Raw genomic sequence first — 15,122 nt, forward strand, 5'->3', positions numbered from 1 at the left:
CTTCTCACCGCGCCGGGAAGTTCATGAGCTCGCGGCGGCAGGCTTCGCCGAAATCGCGCAATGGATCCATTTCCTCGATGAATTTGGGCAGGTCCACAAACGAGCGATTGGGCGAGAGATATGCCTCGATGATCAGGTGCCCGGTTCGCTCAGCGGCCTGGACGACCTCGTTGCTCGACAAGATCCGCATGCGTCCGACCAGCGTGTAGAAGCCGACCAGCTGGGGGATTTCCGCCCGGTCGTTGACCAGGGCGTCGGCATAGAGCCGTGACGCCTCCTCGATGAAGCTCCGGTACAGCCGCTCGCGCTTCGAGAACGAGCGGGCATGATGACGCTCGCGAAGCCGCCGGCGTCGGCCGAACCACCCACTGACGATGGTCGAGACCGCGCCGAAGGCGGAGCCGCCAAAGGCAGCCAGGGCCGATATGTACATCGCGCTCACGAGATCGCTCCTGTCTCCTGTCGCAGCGCGGATATCAACCAGGACAGAGCCCGGTCACACCCGCCGCAAGGTCACTTGGTTATCTGGTCCTGGCCGAACCGGTGGTCGCACGATCGAACACCGCTTTGCATGCATCGGTCAGATCCGATTTTCTGAGCCGCAGGCAGCCTTCGACTCCCGCCGGATCCGGAATGTAGGCACTGCACAGACGAAAGGCGTCCGACGTGCAAGCTGCCCGCTGCTCCGGTGTGCCCCGGTTCTCCTCGGCAGAAGCTGCTGCGCAACCAAGCACAATCATGGCCGCTGCGAGAACCGCCGGCATCAATCTTGTCATGTCAAATCCCTTCTCTGTTCGAGGCTTGTTTCGTTCAGCTCGACGCTGCCTCGCCGCCTCGATCTGCATTCACGGGTAACGCCCCGTCTTGACTTCGGCCCTGGCGCGTGATTTATATGAACTATACGGTGTATTTTATTAAGGAGACGGAGAATGTCAACCCTGCTGTTCGCGTTGATGCGCGAAAATCCGTTGCCCGGTCTTGCCGCCGCATCGCTGAACGTCGTTGTCGCCCTGTGCCTCGTGGCCTTGAGCCTGCTGCTTGGCATCACGATCGCGATGATCGCGTGGGCTCATTCGCTCGCCGCGCGCCAGCCCACCCCTGTTCTGCCGGACCGGAGGACGGTCGCATGACGCCGGCCCTGCTGATCGCCCGCAACTGCATCATCTGCTGGGTCAACGTCTGGATCGCGCCGATCGAATGCGCGTTCGACGTGATCGAGTCCGAGCTCGCGCGCAGGGGTATCGCGCCTGACGAGGCCTTCCGCCTCATCCACGCAGCGTGACTGGACGCCCCCTGACATGCCGAACTTCATCGAAGTCTTTGACGCCATCGAAGTGGATTCAATCAGCGGAAAGGCCCTGTGGACCGGTGTCACCGGAACACGAGCCGCGCTTCAACGCGACGGATTCATGATCGCCCCGAACGCCCCAGCCCATTGTCCAGCCAAATGGCTCGACGAGCGCGGCTATCTCGACGCCAAGCTCGCGCGCCGGCATTCGCGCCCGTGGAGCCTCTGACGATGAGACCGAGTGACTCCGTTGTCGGGAGCCGCGTGCCGTGAGCCGACGATCCCTGATGTCAATGCACGCGAGCCTGTCAACCGACAGCGCTCTTCCCTTGCGCGGCTATTTTCTGTCGGTCGGGGGCGCCCTGCTCTGCTTGTTTTGGGCGACCGGTTTGGTGCTGCCGGCGCATCTGCCGGACCGCCTCGCGGAGCCGGATCCCGCGCGGCCTGCGATCCGCATTCATTCCGACGTGAAGGTGCCGGAGCGCGTCGTGATCGATACAAATCAGCTCCCGCCGACACCCGCCGATAGCGAAGTCGTTGTGGCCGCTTCGCAGCCGGATCGCCTCATTGCGTCCGGCGCCGTTCAAGAGACGGTTACGGCCGCGCCGATCGTTGATGTCAGAAGTCACACTGCACCGGAGATTCAGCTGCGCGACAGTTTCGCGCAATCGGCAGCCGATCAGGCAGTGGCGAGGCCACGTGCAGTGGCCATGTCGAAGCTGAGGCCCTCTCGGACACGAAGCGCGACACGGCGAACCACGCGCCACTCGAAACCGCATGGCAGGTCGAGCCCCTGCAGCCGGGCAAGCCATGCCCCTTGCGGCGACGCGCTTGCGTTCACTCGCCTTTGGTAGGCGGTCAGTCACAAACCCGAACGAGATTTGCCCAATGTCGATGAAGCATTTGTTTGCCCTGATCGTGTGTTCCGCCACGATCGCCGCGACCGGCGCAACTGCCGACGTCCAAGATTCGGCGAACACGCAGAGCCGAAGCCCGAGCACGCAAAGCGATGCCGAGGCGGCCGCTATTCAACGCGTCCTATCGGAATTCCGCACCACACGCGTCCCGCTCAGCCGGGCGATGGCGATCGCGGAACGTCTGCATGACGGCTCGAAGACGGCCGACATCAACTTCGAGATCGACGGCCCGCCCGTCTACCGCGTTCGCACGATCCGCAACGAGCGCGTGTGGGAGAACGCCATCGACGCAAACACCGGAAGCATCACGGGCAAGGAGATGACGTCGTCGCTGAAGGAACTCGATCGGGAAGACCTCGCCAACATCCTTGCCCTGAAATGGATCAAGCAGGAATTGTCGGATGCCGTGCAAATCGCCGAGAGAGCGGCGGCAGGCAGCGCGCTGGCCGGTGGACTGATCCGACAGGATGGCAGACTCAACTTCGTGATCTTGGTCGCCACCGAGGGCCATTTGAAAGAAGTGACGCTCGAGCCGCCCAAAGTCACAAAGCAAGACTCGAACCGCCATTAACACAAACATCCAATCAGCAATTCAAGAGCACCCGCCATGAACTTCCAGCCCCGATCAGAACTCTCATCCGCACAACGGCAGCTTCCCTTCGATTGCATCGCGCTACTGTTACAAGGCGGTGGTGCGCTTGGCGCGTACCAGGCGGGCGTATACGACGCCCTGGCCGAAGCCAGCATTCATCCCGATTGGGTCGCCGGCATCTCGATTGGAGCCATCAATGCCGCAATCATCGCCGGCAATCCGCCCGAGTCCCGCGTCGACCGCTTGCGCGATTTCTGGACCCAGATCACCTCGACGGCGCCTTGGGACTTGTCCGGAACTCCCTTCATCGAGTGGACGCGGAGCGACAGTACGCGCAACCTCATCAACCAGATGAGCGCCGGTCTTGCGGCCACGTGTGGCGCAACCGGTTTTTTCTCCGCCCGTCCCGTCCTGCCCTGGTTGCAGCCCGGCGGAGCCAGCGATGCGACAAGCATCTATGACACGCGCGCGCTCAAGACCACGCTGGAGCGCCTGGTCGATTTCGATCGGCTCAACAGCGGACTGACGCGCTTCAGCGCCGGCGCGGTCAACGTCCGAACCGGCAATTTCGTCTATTTCGACAACACGACCCATACCATCCGGCCGGAGCACATCATGGCGAGCGGCGCACTGCCGCCGGGCTTTCCGGCGGTGGAGATCGAGGGCGAGCACTATTGGGACGGCGGTCTCGTTTCCAATACGCCGCTGCAATGGGTGATCGAATCGGATGCCCCGCAGGACACCCTGGCGTTTCAGGTCGACCTCTGGAGCGCGCGCGGTCAACTTCCTGCCAACATGGCCGAAGTGATCACACGGCATAAGGAAATCCAGTATTCCAGCCGCACGCGCGCCAGCACCGACCAGTTCAAGCGGGTGCAGCGCCTGCGGCGCGCGCTGACGGAGCTGCTCGGCCGGCTGCCAGACGATTTCAGCCAGCACGAGGACGTGAAGCTACTCAACACGGCGGTCTCCCGCAACGTCTACAACATCGTCCATCTCATCTATCGTGCGCGCAATCACGAGGGACACTCCAAGGACTACGAGTTCTCGCGGCTTTCGATGCAGGACCATTGGCGCGCGGGCTACCACGACGCGCTGCGCACGCTGCGCCATCCTGAGGTGCTCGCTCGACCTTCGAGTCCCGACGGGGTCTTCACCTTCGATCTCGAACATGACGGCCGCGAGTAGCCTCGACCTCATCCCTGGAGAGAACGCAAATGCGTGAGACTGATGTGAAACAACGGGCCTTCGCCATGCCGCTGACCAGCCCGGCCTATCCGCCCGGGCCGTATCGGTTCGTCGATCGCGAGTACTTGATCATCACCTATCGTACCGATCCGGCCAAGCTCCGGGCCGTGGTGCCGGGGCCGCTCGAGATCGACGAGCGCGAAGCTCTCGTCAAATACGAGTTCATCCGCATGCCGGACTCCAACGGCTTCGGCGACTATACGGAAAGCGGACAGGTCATCCCCGTCTCCTTCCGCGGGCGCAAGGGCGGCTACACGCACTGCATGTTCCTCAACGACGAAGGTCCCATCGCGGGCGGGCGCGAACTCTGGGGCTTTCCGAAGAAGCTTGCGCACCCGACCCTGCGAACCGAGATCGACACGCTGATCGGCACGCTGGATTACGGCCCGCTCCGGGTCGCCACGGGGACGATGGGATACAAGCACCGCGAGGCCGATCTGGCGAAGATCAAGGCTGCGCTTAACGAACCGAACTTCCTGCTCAAGATCATCCCGCACGTCGACGGCAGCCCACGCATCTGCGAGCTCGTTCAGTACCATCTCGAGGACATCGTGCTGAAAGGTGCCTGGACCGGACCGGCGGCTTTGGCCCTCACACCACACGCATTGGCGCCGGTTGCCGAGCTGCCGGTCCTGGAAATCGTCTCAGCCACCCACATCCGCGCCGACCTTACACTCGGCCTCGGGACAGTGGTGCATGACTATCTGCAACAGCCGGCGCGCGGCTCGATTCGAGCCGGTGAGCGAGCGCTGGTCTTCTGACTTCAACTCCGCGTCGCGACCAGCGGCACAGCGCCGATTGTTCGCATGCCATAAGGAAGGTGTACGAGATGGGAATTCTGAACGGCAAGACAGCAGTCGTCACCGGCTCGACTAGCGGCATTGGCCTCGCCTGCGCGCAGGCTTTTGCCGGCGCCGGCGCCAACGTGGTGATCAACGGTATGGGTGGGCCTGCCGAGATCGAGAAGGAGCGGGCCGCCATCGAGGGCGAATTCGGCGTCAAGGCGATCTATTCGCCTGCGGACATGACCAAGCCGCACGAGATTGCCCAGCTCATCGCGCATACCGAAGACGCCTTCGGCGCCGTAGACATCCTGGTCAACAATGCGGGTATCCAGCACGTTTCGCCGATCGAGGACTTCCCCGCCGAGAAGTGGGATGCGATCATCGCGATCAACCTGTCCGCCGCCTTCCATGCCATCCGCGCGGTCGTACCCGGCATGAAGAAGCGCGGCTGGGGCCGCATCATCACCACGGCTTCGGCGCATTCGCTCGTCGCCTCGCCGTTCAAGTCGGCCTATGTCGCGGCAAAGCACGGCATCACGGGCCTGACCAAGACGGTAGCGTTGGAGCTCGCCCGTTCGAAGATCACATGCAATTGCATCAGCCCCGGCTACGTCTGGACGCCCCTCGTGGAAAAGCAGATCCCAAACACGATGGCAGCCCGTCGCATGCGGAGGGATGAGGTCATCAACGATGTCCTGCTCGCCGCGCAGCCTACCAAGGAGTTCGTCACCGTCCAACAAGTCGCTTCGCTGGCGCTGTTCCTGTGCAGCGACGACGCCGCTCAGATCACGGGCGCCAACCTCTCGATGGATGGCGGCTGGACGGCTGCGTAGCCGGTTTCACCACGGGCCCTATCATGCCTTCTGTCAAGGAGGCCGCTCGGTTCAGGACCAACCGCCCTCTCCAGCTCGATCTCGCGGAAGACGCAGAAGAAGACCTATTTCGAAAGCGCGGGCAGGCAGATCGAGCAGCAAAAAGCGATGAGCCGATCGGCATAGCAGCCGTGCCCGATCGCCTCGATGCAGGTTACGGCCTTCTTGGAGCCGAGGGGGCGGCCCCTCGCGAGCATCCTCACGCCGGCTTCAGCGAAGCCAGCGCGCTCTCCAGCAGCGCACGCACGCGGGCGGCATCGCCTGACTTCACCACTGCCGGATCGAGATAGAGCTCGAGCCCCGGCGCGCGCTCGGTGATGATGCCGCTGTTCTCGGCTGCTCCGTCTGCCAGCGCATCGACCGAATAGGGAATCACCTCGCGGCTGATGCCCTTCATCGTGATCGCCGGCAGTGCGTGGGCGCGGACGATGTCGCTGACGAGCGCGAAGGTCTCGTAGCTCAGCACGATGCCGCCGGGCTCGGCGATCGACTGCAGGCGCGCGGCGAGGTTCGCCTCCGCGCCGATGATGGTGTAGTCCATGCGGTCGGAGCTGCCGAAATTGCCGACATTGCAGTAGCCGGAGTTGATGCCCATGCGCGAGCGGAACGGCTGCTCGATGCCGGACGCCCGCCATTTCGCATTGAGCTCGGCAAGGCGCTGCTGCATGCGCCAGGCCATCTGCAGACAGGCCTGCGCATCGGCGCGATCGCCCCTGGTCTCGGGATCGCCGAAGAAGATCAGCATGGCGTCGCCGATGAACTTGTCGATGGTGCCGCCATAGTCGTGGGCGATCGCCGACATCTCGGTGAAATATTCGTTGAGAAGCTGGGTCAGCTGCTCCGGCTGCAGCCGTTCGGCGGTAGCGGTGAAATTCTGGATGTCGGAGAAAAAGATGGTGAGCTTCTTGCGCTCGGTGTGGATGGTGACGTCCTTCTGGCCCGAGAAGATGCTCTTGTAGACCTGCGGCGGGATGTAGCGCGAGATCTTCATCGAGAGCGAGGCCAGGAAGTCGTTGGCGGATTCGAGCTCCCTGTTCATGGTCTTGATGCGGCCGGCCTGCCGGCGCTGCAGCGAGAGGAACGCGAGGCCGCTGCCGGCGGCGATCAGGAAATAGGCCAGCAGGAACTTGAACGAGAAGATGTTGGCGGCGATCGGCTGCGCGATGATCACCTCCTGGATGCCCCTGACATCGCCGACCTTCCAGTCCTTCTTCGGGCTCTCAGGGTGACTGTTGTGGCAGCTTACGCAGGCCGGGCCCATCGTGACGGGCGCGACCAGGCGAACCTTGTCTGAGAACAGCGAGGTCTCGGTGTCCAGAATCTTCTGCTCCGGATCCTTCCTGAGCGCATCGAGCGCGTCCTTTTCGAACTTGTCGAGCTGGTGCGATGCGCGGTTCTGGAACGGGAAATCCGAGACGAATCGGTAGGTGATGTTCTCCTGCTGCGCGCCGATCACCCGTCCGAGCTCCAGCGACAGCGTCGCCGGAATCGGGATTGCGCCCGAAACGGACTCGTAATTGTGCACGACCTTCGTGGTGCCATCAGGGTTCGCCAGCACGCGCCCGACCACGTTGGAGGCGTAATAGCTGCGCACGCTTGATATCACTGAATTGAGATCGAGCGCCTGCCGTCGCAACGCCGTCTTGCTGAGCTCGGTCAGGTCCAGCCACACCGCCAGCGGCAAAGCGAGCAGGAGGAAGGCGATCACGGCCCCGGTGAGGATGCCGCTTTTGCGCTGCTCTTCGGAGATCTCTTGTTTCACGTTGGGGCTCCGTTATGTGCCTTTTTGTCGCGACGGCCGGCATCCGCGATGGAACATGCGGCGGCACAGAACCCAGAAAACGCAGATCCGCGCAACCCCATTTTATGGTGGTCGGGCCAAGCGCCTTTTCGTTTGATCACGGATGCTTAAGATCACCCTCGACCTGCATCCGCCGCGCCGGGAGAGACCCATGACCGAGACCATCCGCATCAAGCGCTTCCAGGCGCGTCCCGTGATCGTGCCAATGAATCTGCCGTTGAAAACCTCGACCGGCGCGGTCGCCAAGGCGCCGCTGGTGCTGATCGACTGCGAAACCGACCAGGGCGCGGTCGGACACGCCTATCTGTTCTCGATCACGCCGTCGGCCTTGAAGCCGCTGACGTCGATGGTCACGGAAATGTCAGAGCTGGTCGCCGGCGATGCGCTGCTGCCGTTCGAGATCGAGCGCAAGCTGACCCAGCGCTTTACCCTGCTGGGCCTCGCCGGCCTGCAGCGGCTGGCGCAATCCGGCATCGACATGGCGGCCTGGGATGCGCTCGCCCGCACACGCGGTCTGCCGCTGGCGCGCTTGCTCGGCGGCGCGCCGAAGCCGGTCAGGGCCTACAATTCGAAGGGGCTCGGCATCATGCCGGCAGACGCCGCCGTGGACGAGGCGCACCAGCTGCTGGCCGAAGGATTTCAAGCTGCCAAGATCCGCGTCGGCCGGCCCGATGCGCGGGAGGATCTTGCCGTCGTTCGCGCGGTCCGCAAGGCCGTCGGCGACGAGGTCACGTTGATGTGCGACTACAATCAGGCGCTGACTGTGACCGAGGCCATTCGTCGGGGCGAGATGCTCGACGACGAGGGCCTCACCTGGATCGAGGAGCCGATCCGCCACGATGACTATACCGGCTGCGCCCGCATTGCCGATGCGCTGCATACGCCGATCCAGATCGGCGAGAATTTTGACAGCGCCTTTTCGATGCAGGCGGCGCTGTCGGCGGAAGCGTGCGACTACGTGATGCCTGACGTGCAGCGCATTGGCGGCGTCACCGGCTGGCTGCGCGCCGCTGCGCTCGCCCATGCCGCCGGCATCGAGATGTCCTCGCATCTGTTCTCGGAAGTCAGCGCGCACCTGCTCTGCGTGACACCGACCGCGCACTGGCTGGAATATGTCGACTGGGCCGACGCGGTGCTTTCGACGCGACTGCAAATCAAGGACGGCTTTGCGTTGCCGAGCGAGCAGCCCGGCAACGGGATCGCATGGGACGAGGCGGCGGTGAAGAAGTATCTGGTGGGGTGATCACGGGCACAGCTTCGTTATCGCGACGTTGCCGACGTCGGTTGACAAGCACGAGGCGCTCAAGCAGAATTTTGCCAGGTAGATACCGCCTGCCGCTTGCGCCCTTCGGGGTATGGTGAAGTGTATCGGACCGCCGCCCGCTTCCTTTGCTCACGCGAACGGGTCAGTAACGCAAGCCCTGACATTCTCCGTTCATATTGCAAAGGAACAGAGTATGCGCGATTTCCGCGACGCCAAAGCCATGGCGCAGACGCTCCGCGAAACCCTCAACGCCCGATCGATCGCCCTTACGGTCAGTGAGAGTCTTGAGCTCGTCGCGAGACTATTCGGGTTTGCCGATTGGAATGTCCTGGCCGCTCGAATCCGCTCCGCGGAGCAAGCCGGCTCGGGCCGGAGCAACGAGGAAAGCACGAAGACCGATGCTGCGGATCAACTCCGCTCAAAGACCAAAGAAATTCAGTTGCCGCAGGCGATGCTGGATCGTTATGCCGGAACATACCAATTCCATAGCGCCGTCTTCACCGTGACGCGTGAACAGGACCACCTATCCGCGCGGCTCAGCGGCCAAAGCTCAGTCCCCTATTACCCGGTCGGCGAAACGGAATTCGTCGGACGGGAGATCGATGTCACGCTACGGTTTATCCTCGGACCGGATGGGATGCCGACCGGCGTGATCCTGCGCCAGCACGGCAACGATCACGCGATGCAGCGCATCAACGCGACCGTGGCGCAAGAGCTCGAGCGCGCGATCGAGAGTCGCATGAGCGCCCGCTCCGCCAATCCCGGGACCGAGGCCGCGTTGCGCCGTCTCATCGAAAGCATCGCATCGGGCCAGCCCAATTATGGCGAGATGAGCGTGGATCTGGCCGAGGCAACCCGCAAGCAATTGCCGCGGCTGCAGCCCGGCCTTGCGGAAATGGGCCCGATCAAGTCGATCGAATTCCTTGGCGTTGGCGCGCAAGGCCAGGACGTTTACTCGGTCTGGCACCAGGGTGGCGCCGCGTCGCACTGGCACATTACGCTCGGCAGCGATGGCACGATCATCTCGGCCTTCGTCACGCCGGGGCCCTAGTCTCGGTCAGGCGACCATGCTTCCGCGCCCGGAATTCTCTTCCGCACCGCCATCCGCTGGATCCGGATGCAGCGACGGACGGACTTGCTGGAGTGGATTGCGGCTTGCCGAGCCGTAGCTCGCGGCGGCGGCCCGCCTTCGCCTTTGGGCTTCGGGGCGGCATCCTTCTCTCGTTACCGCGAGCGAAGGATGGTGGGCACGACAGGGATCGAACCTGTGACCCCTACCATGTCAAGGTAGTGCTCTCCCGCTGAGCTACGTGCCCTAAAAGTCCACTTGGGTCGGGTGGGGTCCCTATAACGGCTCAGGGGACCCGGCGCAAGGACGGAACGGGGCCGATTTAGGCCGCCAGCATCTTGTTCACTTCGCTGACCAATTCGCGCAGGTGCACGGGCTTGGACAGCACCTTGGCATTCTTGGGAGCGTCCGAATCCGAGTTCAGGGCGACCGCGGCAAAGCCGGTGATGAACATGATCTTGATGTCAGGGTCGAGTTCCGAGGCCCGGCGGGCGAGCTCGATGCCGTCCATCTCCGGCATCACGATGTCGGTGAGCAGCATCTCGAACGGCTCTTCCCGCAACCGCTGATAGGCGGCCATGCCGTTGTCATGGGACGAGACCTGAAAACCGGCGTTTTCGAGCGCCTTGACCAGGAAACGGCGCATGTCGTTGTCGTCTTCGGCGAGCAGGATCTTTGGCATGGCAGGAATCGTCGCATCCCCAGAGGATATCAGCAGAGGTCACTAAGCCCGACAGAGGGTAAATTTGGGGTGAAAATCTTTACCTTAGGCCGGCTGCGCTGCCGCACTGTTGTGAACCGGAAAGCGGCTCGAATCAATCGAGCCGCGCGGGCGCATCCCCGCTGCCCTGCCCGCACGGTTAAGACGTGTTCCAATGGACCGATACATCTTTTCGCTTGGCAGAATGGTTGCGATTCCGGACAATGACGACACATAAGAGCCGCATCCATCGGCCGAATCAATGCGGTCTGGCCCCCTGCCAGATCCCGGCGCGAAGGGACGAAGCCTGAGAAGATGACCCGGTTTGACGGCGAGACGTCGCCAGCCTTCGAGATCGTCGAGCCCGCACAATGGCGCGCGCCGGTCATCTTCAACTCGCCCCATTCCGGCTCGACCTATCCTGACGAATTCCTGGCGGCGTCAAGGATCGACCTGCTGACGCTGCGTCGGTCCGAAGATTCCTTCATGGACGAGCTGATCGGCCACTTGAGCGAGCGCGGCTTTCCGACCGTGAGGGTCAACTTTCCCCGCTCCTATGTCGACGTCAATCGCGAGCCCTATGAGCTCGACCCGCGCATGTTCACCGGCCGCCTGCCGAGCTTCGCAAACACCCGCTCGATGCGGGTCGCCGGCGGCCTCGGTACCATTCCGCGCGTGGTCGGCGACGGCCAGGAGATCTACCGCGACCGCATTCTGGTCGACGACGCGCTGGGGCGGATCGAGTCGCTGTACAAACCTTACCATCGCGCGCTGCGCCGGCTGATCAACAAGGTGCACCAGATGTTCGGCACCGTGGTGCTGGTCGACTGCCACTCGATGCCGTCGGTCGGCGTGTCCCGCGACGAGCCGCGCCGGCCCGATGTCGTGATCGGCGACCGCTACGGCACGAGCTGCACGCCGCTTCTGCCCGACCGGGTCGAGGAGACGATGACCGGACTCGGCTATTCGATCGGCCGCAACAAGCCCTATGCCGGCGGCTTCATCACCGAGCATTACGGCAATCCGGCGAGCGGCCTGCATGCCGTGCAGCTCGAGCTCAACCGCGCAATCTATATGGACGAGCGGCGGCGCGAGCGCGGTCCACGCTTTGCGCAAGTGGCGACCGATTTCGGCGTTCTCGCCGACGTGCTGGCGACCACGATTCCGTTCGGCGATCTCGGCCCATTCCAGGCGGCGGCGGAATAGGCGCCGGCTTCTCTCTCGAATGAAGATACTCTGAGCGCGAGCGCGCTTTCGCTTGGCAAGCTTGCGCGCCCTCAAACGAAAACGGCGGCGGCAAGAAAAAAGGGCCGCTCGCGAATGACGCAAGCGGCCCAAGTCTAGGGAGGAAACGCCCAAGGAGGGCAGCGGTAACGCCAGGCGCTACCGCACCGCAACAATATGCGACCGCGCCGCACAAAGTGCAAGGGCTTTTGCTCCATTTCCCATGCAATATGCACATGGCTCAGTTGCTTCCATGGAAGCCCAGATTCAGTTTCTTTGATAAGGAAATTCAATGGGTTGATAGATGTTTGCATACGAACGAGGCAACCTCGGAACTAAGTTTTCAACGCAATGATCGATATTTGGCCAGGAGATGACTGAGAGGAGGCGGTCCGTTTCGGCATCCAAAATACCAGGGTGCAAATCAAGACAGCGCTGCCCGCGGGAGGCGAATTGGGCTAGGCAGGAGGCGAGCTTCATCCAACTTTCGCTTTGAGGATTTGGCCTGTGACGGTGATCGACTTCTCCGCCTTCATCGGACGGCTCGCCACCGCCTCCGGCGAAACCATCCTGCCGTTCTTCCGCACCTCGCTGTCGATCGACGACAAGAGCAAGACCAAGGACTTCGACCCGGTCACCGAAGCCGATCGCGCCGCAGAGGCGGTGATGCGCCGGCTGATCAAGGCCAACTTCCCCCAGCACGGCATCGTCGGCGAGGAATTCGGCAACGAGCGCGAGGACGCCGACTATGTCTGGGTGCTCGACCCCATCGACGGCACCAAATCATTCATCGGCGGCTTTCCGATCTGGGGAACGCTGATCGCGCTGCTGCACAAGGGCGCGCCGGTGTTCGGCATGATGCACCAACCCTTCATCGGCGAGCGCTTCTCCGGCGACAACGGCTCGGCCAATTACAAGGGCCCCTCCGGCGAGCGCCGGCTCCAGGTCCGCCGCTGCGCCTCGCTCGCGGAAGCCACGACCTACACCACGAGCCCCCTGCTGATGAACGAAGGCGATCGCGCCATTTTCGGCCGCATCGAAAAGGGCGCACGGCTGTCGCGCTATGGCGGCGATTGCTACTCCTATTGCATGCTGGCCGCAGGCCACGTCGACCTCGTGGTCGAGACCGAGCTGAAGCCGTACGATATCGCGGCTCTGATCCCGATCGTGACCGGCGCCGGCGGCGTCGTCACCACCTGGGAAGGCAAGCCGGCCCAGGGCGGCGGCCGCATCATCGCGGCCGGCGACGCCAGGGTTCACGAAGAAGCGCTGAAGCTTCTCAACCAGTGACAGACGCGAGCGGGAGGCTTGCATGACGATCTCACGCAGGCTTCTCCTTTGACGGCAAGAACCGACCTCTCACAACGCAACAGGTGCGTTCGCTCCCCCCTCGCGGGGCAGGGCTATCGCATATGAATTACACGGGGGCTGTCTGCAGGCTTGCTCCGCCTCTCCCGCTTGCGGGAGAGGCCGACGCGCTCGCAGAGCGCGGCGGGTGAGGGCTCTCGCCGCGCAGGGACGTCCTTAGTCATTCTCAATAATCCCTGCGCGGAGACACCCTCTCCCCAACCCTCCCCCGCAAGCGGGGGAAGGAGAGCAGTTGGTTGTGCAGTTGCAGTGTCGGCTCACATCACACCGCCGCCGCCCGCAAATGCTCCACCAGCATCTTCGCAGGGCGGGGCAGCGCCTTGAAGCTGCGCGCGCAAATGGCGAGGCGGCGGTTGGCCCAGGCGTCGCGGAGCCGGACCACGGCGAGCGGCATCAGCTTGGCGCAGCGGCGGGCGGCGGATTCCGGTACCAGGGCAACGCCGACCTCGGCGGCAACCATCTGGCAGATCGCGTCGAAATCACGCAGGCGCGCGCGGAAATGCGGGCGCATGCCGAGCCGGGCCGCGTGCTTCGAAATGTGCATCTGCAGCGCGGTGGCGCTGGTCAGCCCGACGAAGTCGCAGGCTCCCGCCTCCTGGAAGTCGATCTGGCGCCGGCCGGCGAACGGGCCGCGGCGCGCGGTCACCAGCGTCAGGCGATCTTCGCTGAACACGAAGCGCTCGATATGGTCGGGCAGCGCGTGCTCGGCAGCGAAGCCGAGATCGGCCGCGCCCGCGGTGATCGCCGCCGCAATGTCGGTGCTCTCGCGCTCCTCGATGTCGACGGCGACATCGCGATGCTCGCGCAGGAAGCCGGCCAGCGCCTTGGGCAGATGCTCGGACAGGCCCGACGTGTTGGCGAGGAAGTGCACGCTGGCACGCACGCCAGAGGCAAAGCCGGCGAGATCGCCGCGCATGGCGTCGATCTGGTGGATGACGAGCCGCGCATGATCGAGCAGGCTCTCGCCGGCCGCGGTCAATTCGACGCCCCGCCGTCCGCGCTTGAGCAGCGCGACGCCGAGCGCGTCCTCGAGCCCCTTGATGCGCGCGCTGGCCGAGGCCAGGGCGAGATGCGACCGTTCCGCGCCGCGGGTGATGCTGCGCTGGTCGGCAACCGCGATGAAGAGCTGGAGGTCGATGAGGTCGAAGCGCATGGCAGGTCTCCCAGCCTTCGCTCTCTACGAAGGCTTACTCCGTAACCTCCAGATTGTGCGCCGGCGCGGCTTCGGTCAATGTGCCGGCATGATCGACCCGCTGCTCATCCTCATCGCCGCCGTCTTCCTGATCGCCGGATTCGTCAAGGGCGTGGTCGGTCTCGGCCTGCCGACGGTGTCCATGGGCCTGCTTGCGGTGAGCATGGCGCCGAGTCGCGCCATCGCCATTGTGATCGTGCCCGCCATCGTCACCAACATCTGGCAGACCTTCGTCGGCCCGTATTTGCGCGACATCCTGCGGCGGCTGTGGCCGCTGATGATCGGCACCGTGATCGGCTGCTGGCTCAATGCCGGCGCGCTGACCGGCCCGCATGCGCGCTACGGCACGATCGTGCTCGGCGTCCTGCTCGTCGTCTACGCGGTGATCGGCCTGAACAAATTCAAGTTCCACGTCGCGCCCAGGAACGAGAAATGGGTCGGCGGCGTCGTCGGCGTCGTCACCGGCGTGATCTCGGCCTCGACCGGGGTGCAGGTGATCCCCTCGATGCCGTTCATGCAGGCGATCGGCATAGAAAAGGACGAGCTGGTGCAGGCGCTCGGCGTGTTCTTCACGACGGCGACGCTGGCGCTCGCCTTCAACCTCACCGCCGTTGGATTGTTGACGCCGACCAATGCCGTGCCGGGCGCCGTGGGCCTCGCCATGGCCTTTGCCGGCATGTTCATCGGCCAGTCGGTGCGGGCGCGGATGCCGGCCGAGGCGTTCCGTCGCTGGTTCCTGATCGCGATGATCCTGCTCGGTTTTTACCTTGCCGGCAGCGCGCTGCTGAAAGAGCTCGCCTGA

General features: G+C 63.7%; 17 protein-coding genes and 1 tRNA gene. 13 read left to right on the top strand and 5 right to left on the bottom strand.

The annotated features are described in order from the left end of the window. Positions 1-4: 4 nt before the first annotated feature. A complete protein-coding gene (locus tag E4K64_RS26685; protein WP_235884793.1) occupies positions 5-433 on the bottom strand; it encodes a hypothetical protein in 429 nt (142 codons plus the stop codon). 496 nt (positions 434-929) lie between these two features. Here E4K64_RS26685 and E4K64_RS26695 point away from each other — a divergent pair, with 496 nt between their 5' ends. From E4K64_RS26695 to E4K64_RS26725, 8 genes are all read left to right on the top strand, one after another. Next, positions 930-1,130 carry a hypothetical protein gene (locus E4K64_RS26695; RefSeq protein ID WP_135166140.1) on the top strand — a complete coding sequence of 67 codons (201 nt, stop codon included), beginning with the start codon at positions 930-932 and terminating at the stop codon, positions 1,128-1,130. After that, the gene (locus E4K64_RS40580) at positions 1,127-1,282 is read left to right on the top strand and encodes a hypothetical protein (protein WP_167767602.1); all 156 of its coding nucleotides are present in this window, start codon (positions 1,127-1,129) and stop codon (positions 1,280-1,282) included. The genes E4K64_RS26695 and E4K64_RS40580 overlap by 4 nt, the downstream gene beginning before the upstream one ends. Positions 1,283-1,298: 16 nt before the next feature. After that, the gene (locus E4K64_RS26700) at positions 1,299-1,517 is read left to right on the top strand and encodes a hypothetical protein (RefSeq protein WP_167772274.1); all 219 of its coding nucleotides are present in this window, start codon (positions 1,299-1,301) and stop codon (positions 1,515-1,517) included. A gap of 40 nt (positions 1,518-1,557) precedes the next feature. After that, the gene (locus E4K64_RS26705) at positions 1,558-2,142 is read left to right on the top strand and encodes a hypothetical protein (protein ID WP_135166141.1); all 585 of its coding nucleotides are present in this window, start codon (positions 1,558-1,560) and stop codon (positions 2,140-2,142) included. 34 nt (positions 2,143-2,176) lie between these two features. After that, on the top strand, positions 2,177-2,776 hold the full coding sequence (locus E4K64_RS26710) for a PepSY domain-containing protein (protein ID WP_135166142.1): 600 nt from the start codon (positions 2,177-2,179) through the stop codon (positions 2,774-2,776). 36 nt (positions 2,777-2,812) lie between these two features. Further along, positions 2,813-3,985 (top strand): DUF3734 domain-containing protein, encoded by a 1,173-nt coding sequence (locus E4K64_RS26715; protein WP_135166143.1) that lies wholly within the window; start codon positions 2,813-2,815, stop codon positions 3,983-3,985. 29 nt (positions 3,986-4,014) lie between these two features. After that, entirely contained in the window at positions 4,015-4,806 is a 792-nt protein-coding gene (locus tag E4K64_RS26720; protein ID WP_135166144.1) for an acetoacetate decarboxylase, read from the top strand. A gap of 68 nt (positions 4,807-4,874) precedes the next feature. After that, on the top strand, positions 4,875-5,663 hold the full coding sequence (locus E4K64_RS26725; RefSeq protein WP_135166145.1) for a 3-hydroxybutyrate dehydrogenase: 789 nt from the start codon (positions 4,875-4,877) through the stop codon (positions 5,661-5,663). 238 nt (positions 5,664-5,901) lie between these two features. Here E4K64_RS26725 and E4K64_RS26730 read toward each other — a convergent pair whose 3' ends face one another. After that, entirely contained in the window at positions 5,902-7,464 is a 1,563-nt protein-coding gene (locus tag E4K64_RS26730) for an adenylate/guanylate cyclase domain-containing protein (RefSeq protein WP_135166146.1), read from the bottom strand. A gap of 190 nt (positions 7,465-7,654) precedes the next feature. Between E4K64_RS26730 and E4K64_RS26735 the strand changes: the two genes are divergently transcribed. Both E4K64_RS26735 and E4K64_RS26740 read left to right on the top strand, forming a co-directional pair. Next, the gene (locus E4K64_RS26735) at positions 7,655-8,746 is read left to right on the top strand and encodes an enolase C-terminal domain-like protein (RefSeq protein WP_135166147.1); all 1,092 of its coding nucleotides are present in this window, start codon (positions 7,655-7,657) and stop codon (positions 8,744-8,746) included. Between the two features lie 214 nt (positions 8,747-8,960). Beyond that, positions 8,961-9,818 carry a glyoxalase superfamily protein gene (locus tag E4K64_RS26740; RefSeq protein WP_135166148.1) on the top strand — a complete coding sequence of 286 codons (858 nt, stop codon included), beginning with the start codon at positions 8,961-8,963 and terminating at the stop codon, positions 9,816-9,818. A gap of 190 nt (positions 9,819-10,008) precedes the next feature. Here E4K64_RS26740 and E4K64_RS26745 read toward each other — a convergent pair. After that, positions 10,009-10,083: transfer RNA gene (locus E4K64_RS26745), tRNA-Val, on the bottom strand. A 75-nt stretch (positions 10,084-10,158) separates the two neighbouring features. Then, on the bottom strand, positions 10,159-10,518 hold the full coding sequence (gene cpdR, locus E4K64_RS26750) for a cell cycle two-component system response regulator CpdR (protein WP_007597092.1): 360 nt from the start codon (positions 10,516-10,518) through the stop codon (positions 10,159-10,161). Positions 10,519-10,851: 333 nt separating this feature from the next. On the opposite strand from cpdR, the gene E4K64_RS26760 reads away from it, so the two are divergent. Together E4K64_RS26760 and hisN are read left to right on the top strand one after the other, a co-directional pair. After that, positions 10,852-11,742 carry an N-formylglutamate amidohydrolase gene (locus E4K64_RS26760; RefSeq protein ID WP_135166149.1) on the top strand — a complete coding sequence of 297 codons (891 nt, stop codon included), beginning with the start codon at positions 10,852-10,854 and terminating at the stop codon, positions 11,740-11,742. A 525-nt stretch (positions 11,743-12,267) separates the two neighbouring features. Next, positions 12,268-13,050: a histidinol-phosphatase gene (gene hisN / locus E4K64_RS26765; RefSeq protein ID WP_135166150.1), complete on the top strand. Its 783-nt coding sequence runs from the start codon at positions 12,268-12,270 to the stop codon at positions 13,048-13,050. Positions 13,051-13,390: 340 nt separating this feature from the next. Here hisN and E4K64_RS26770 read toward each other — a convergent pair whose 3' ends face one another. Continuing rightward, the gene (locus E4K64_RS26770) at positions 13,391-14,281 is read right to left on the bottom strand and encodes a LysR substrate-binding domain-containing protein (RefSeq protein ID WP_135166151.1); all 891 of its coding nucleotides are present in this window, start codon (positions 14,279-14,281) and stop codon (positions 13,391-13,393) included. An 88-nt stretch (positions 14,282-14,369) separates the two neighbouring features. On the opposite strand from E4K64_RS26770, the gene E4K64_RS26775 reads away from it, so the two are divergent. Continuing rightward, on the top strand, positions 14,370-15,122 hold the full coding sequence (locus E4K64_RS26775) for a sulfite exporter TauE/SafE family protein (RefSeq protein WP_135166226.1): 753 nt from the start codon (positions 14,370-14,372) through the stop codon (positions 15,120-15,122).

The sequence above is a fragment of the Bradyrhizobium frederickii genome, assembly GCF_004570865.1.
Lineage (GTDB): Bacteria > Pseudomonadota > Alphaproteobacteria > Rhizobiales > Xanthobacteraceae > Bradyrhizobium > Bradyrhizobium frederickii.

Bases quoted from the DNA above. Each gene is read 5' to 3' on its own strand.
- E4K64_RS26700 (WP_167772274.1), top strand. From the start codon at position 1,299: ATGCCGAACTTCATCGAAGTCTTTGACGCCATCGAAGTGGATTCAATC.
- E4K64_RS26685 (WP_235884793.1), bottom strand. From the start codon at position 433: ATGTACATATCGGCCCTGGCTGCCTTTGGCGGCTCCGCCTTCGGCGCG.
- E4K64_RS26725 (WP_135166145.1), top strand. From the start codon at position 4,875: ATGGGAATTCTGAACGGCAAGACAGCAGTCGTCACCGGCTCGACTAGC.
- E4K64_RS26695 (WP_135166140.1), top strand. From the start codon at position 930: ATGTCAACCCTGCTGTTCGCGTTGATGCGCGAAAATCCGTTGCCCGGT.
- E4K64_RS26770 (WP_135166151.1), bottom strand. From the start codon at position 14,281: ATGCGCTTCGACCTCATCGACCTCCAGCTCTTCATCGCGGTTGCCGAC.
- E4K64_RS26735 (WP_135166147.1), top strand. From the start codon at position 7,655: ATGACCGAGACCATCCGCATCAAGCGCTTCCAGGCGCGTCCCGTGATC.
- E4K64_RS26715 (WP_135166143.1), top strand. From the start codon at position 2,813: ATGAACTTCCAGCCCCGATCAGAACTCTCATCCGCACAACGGCAGCTT.
- E4K64_RS26740 (WP_135166148.1), top strand. From the start codon at position 8,961: ATGCGCGATTTCCGCGACGCCAAAGCCATGGCGCAGACGCTCCGCGAA.
- E4K64_RS26775 (WP_135166226.1), top strand. From the start codon at position 14,370: ATGATCGACCCGCTGCTCATCCTCATCGCCGCCGTCTTCCTGATCGCC.
- E4K64_RS40580 (WP_167767602.1), top strand. From the start codon at position 1,127: ATGACGCCGGCCCTGCTGATCGCCCGCAACTGCATCATCTGCTGGGTC.
- E4K64_RS26720 (WP_135166144.1), top strand. From the start codon at position 4,015: ATGCGTGAGACTGATGTGAAACAACGGGCCTTCGCCATGCCGCTGACC.
- E4K64_RS26710 (WP_135166142.1), top strand. From the start codon at position 2,177: ATGTCGATGAAGCATTTGTTTGCCCTGATCGTGTGTTCCGCCACGATC.
- E4K64_RS26760 (WP_135166149.1), top strand. From the start codon at position 10,852: ATGACCCGGTTTGACGGCGAGACGTCGCCAGCCTTCGAGATCGTCGAG.
- cpdR (WP_007597092.1), bottom strand. From the start codon at position 10,518: ATGCCAAAGATCCTGCTCGCCGAAGACGACAACGACATGCGCCGTTTC.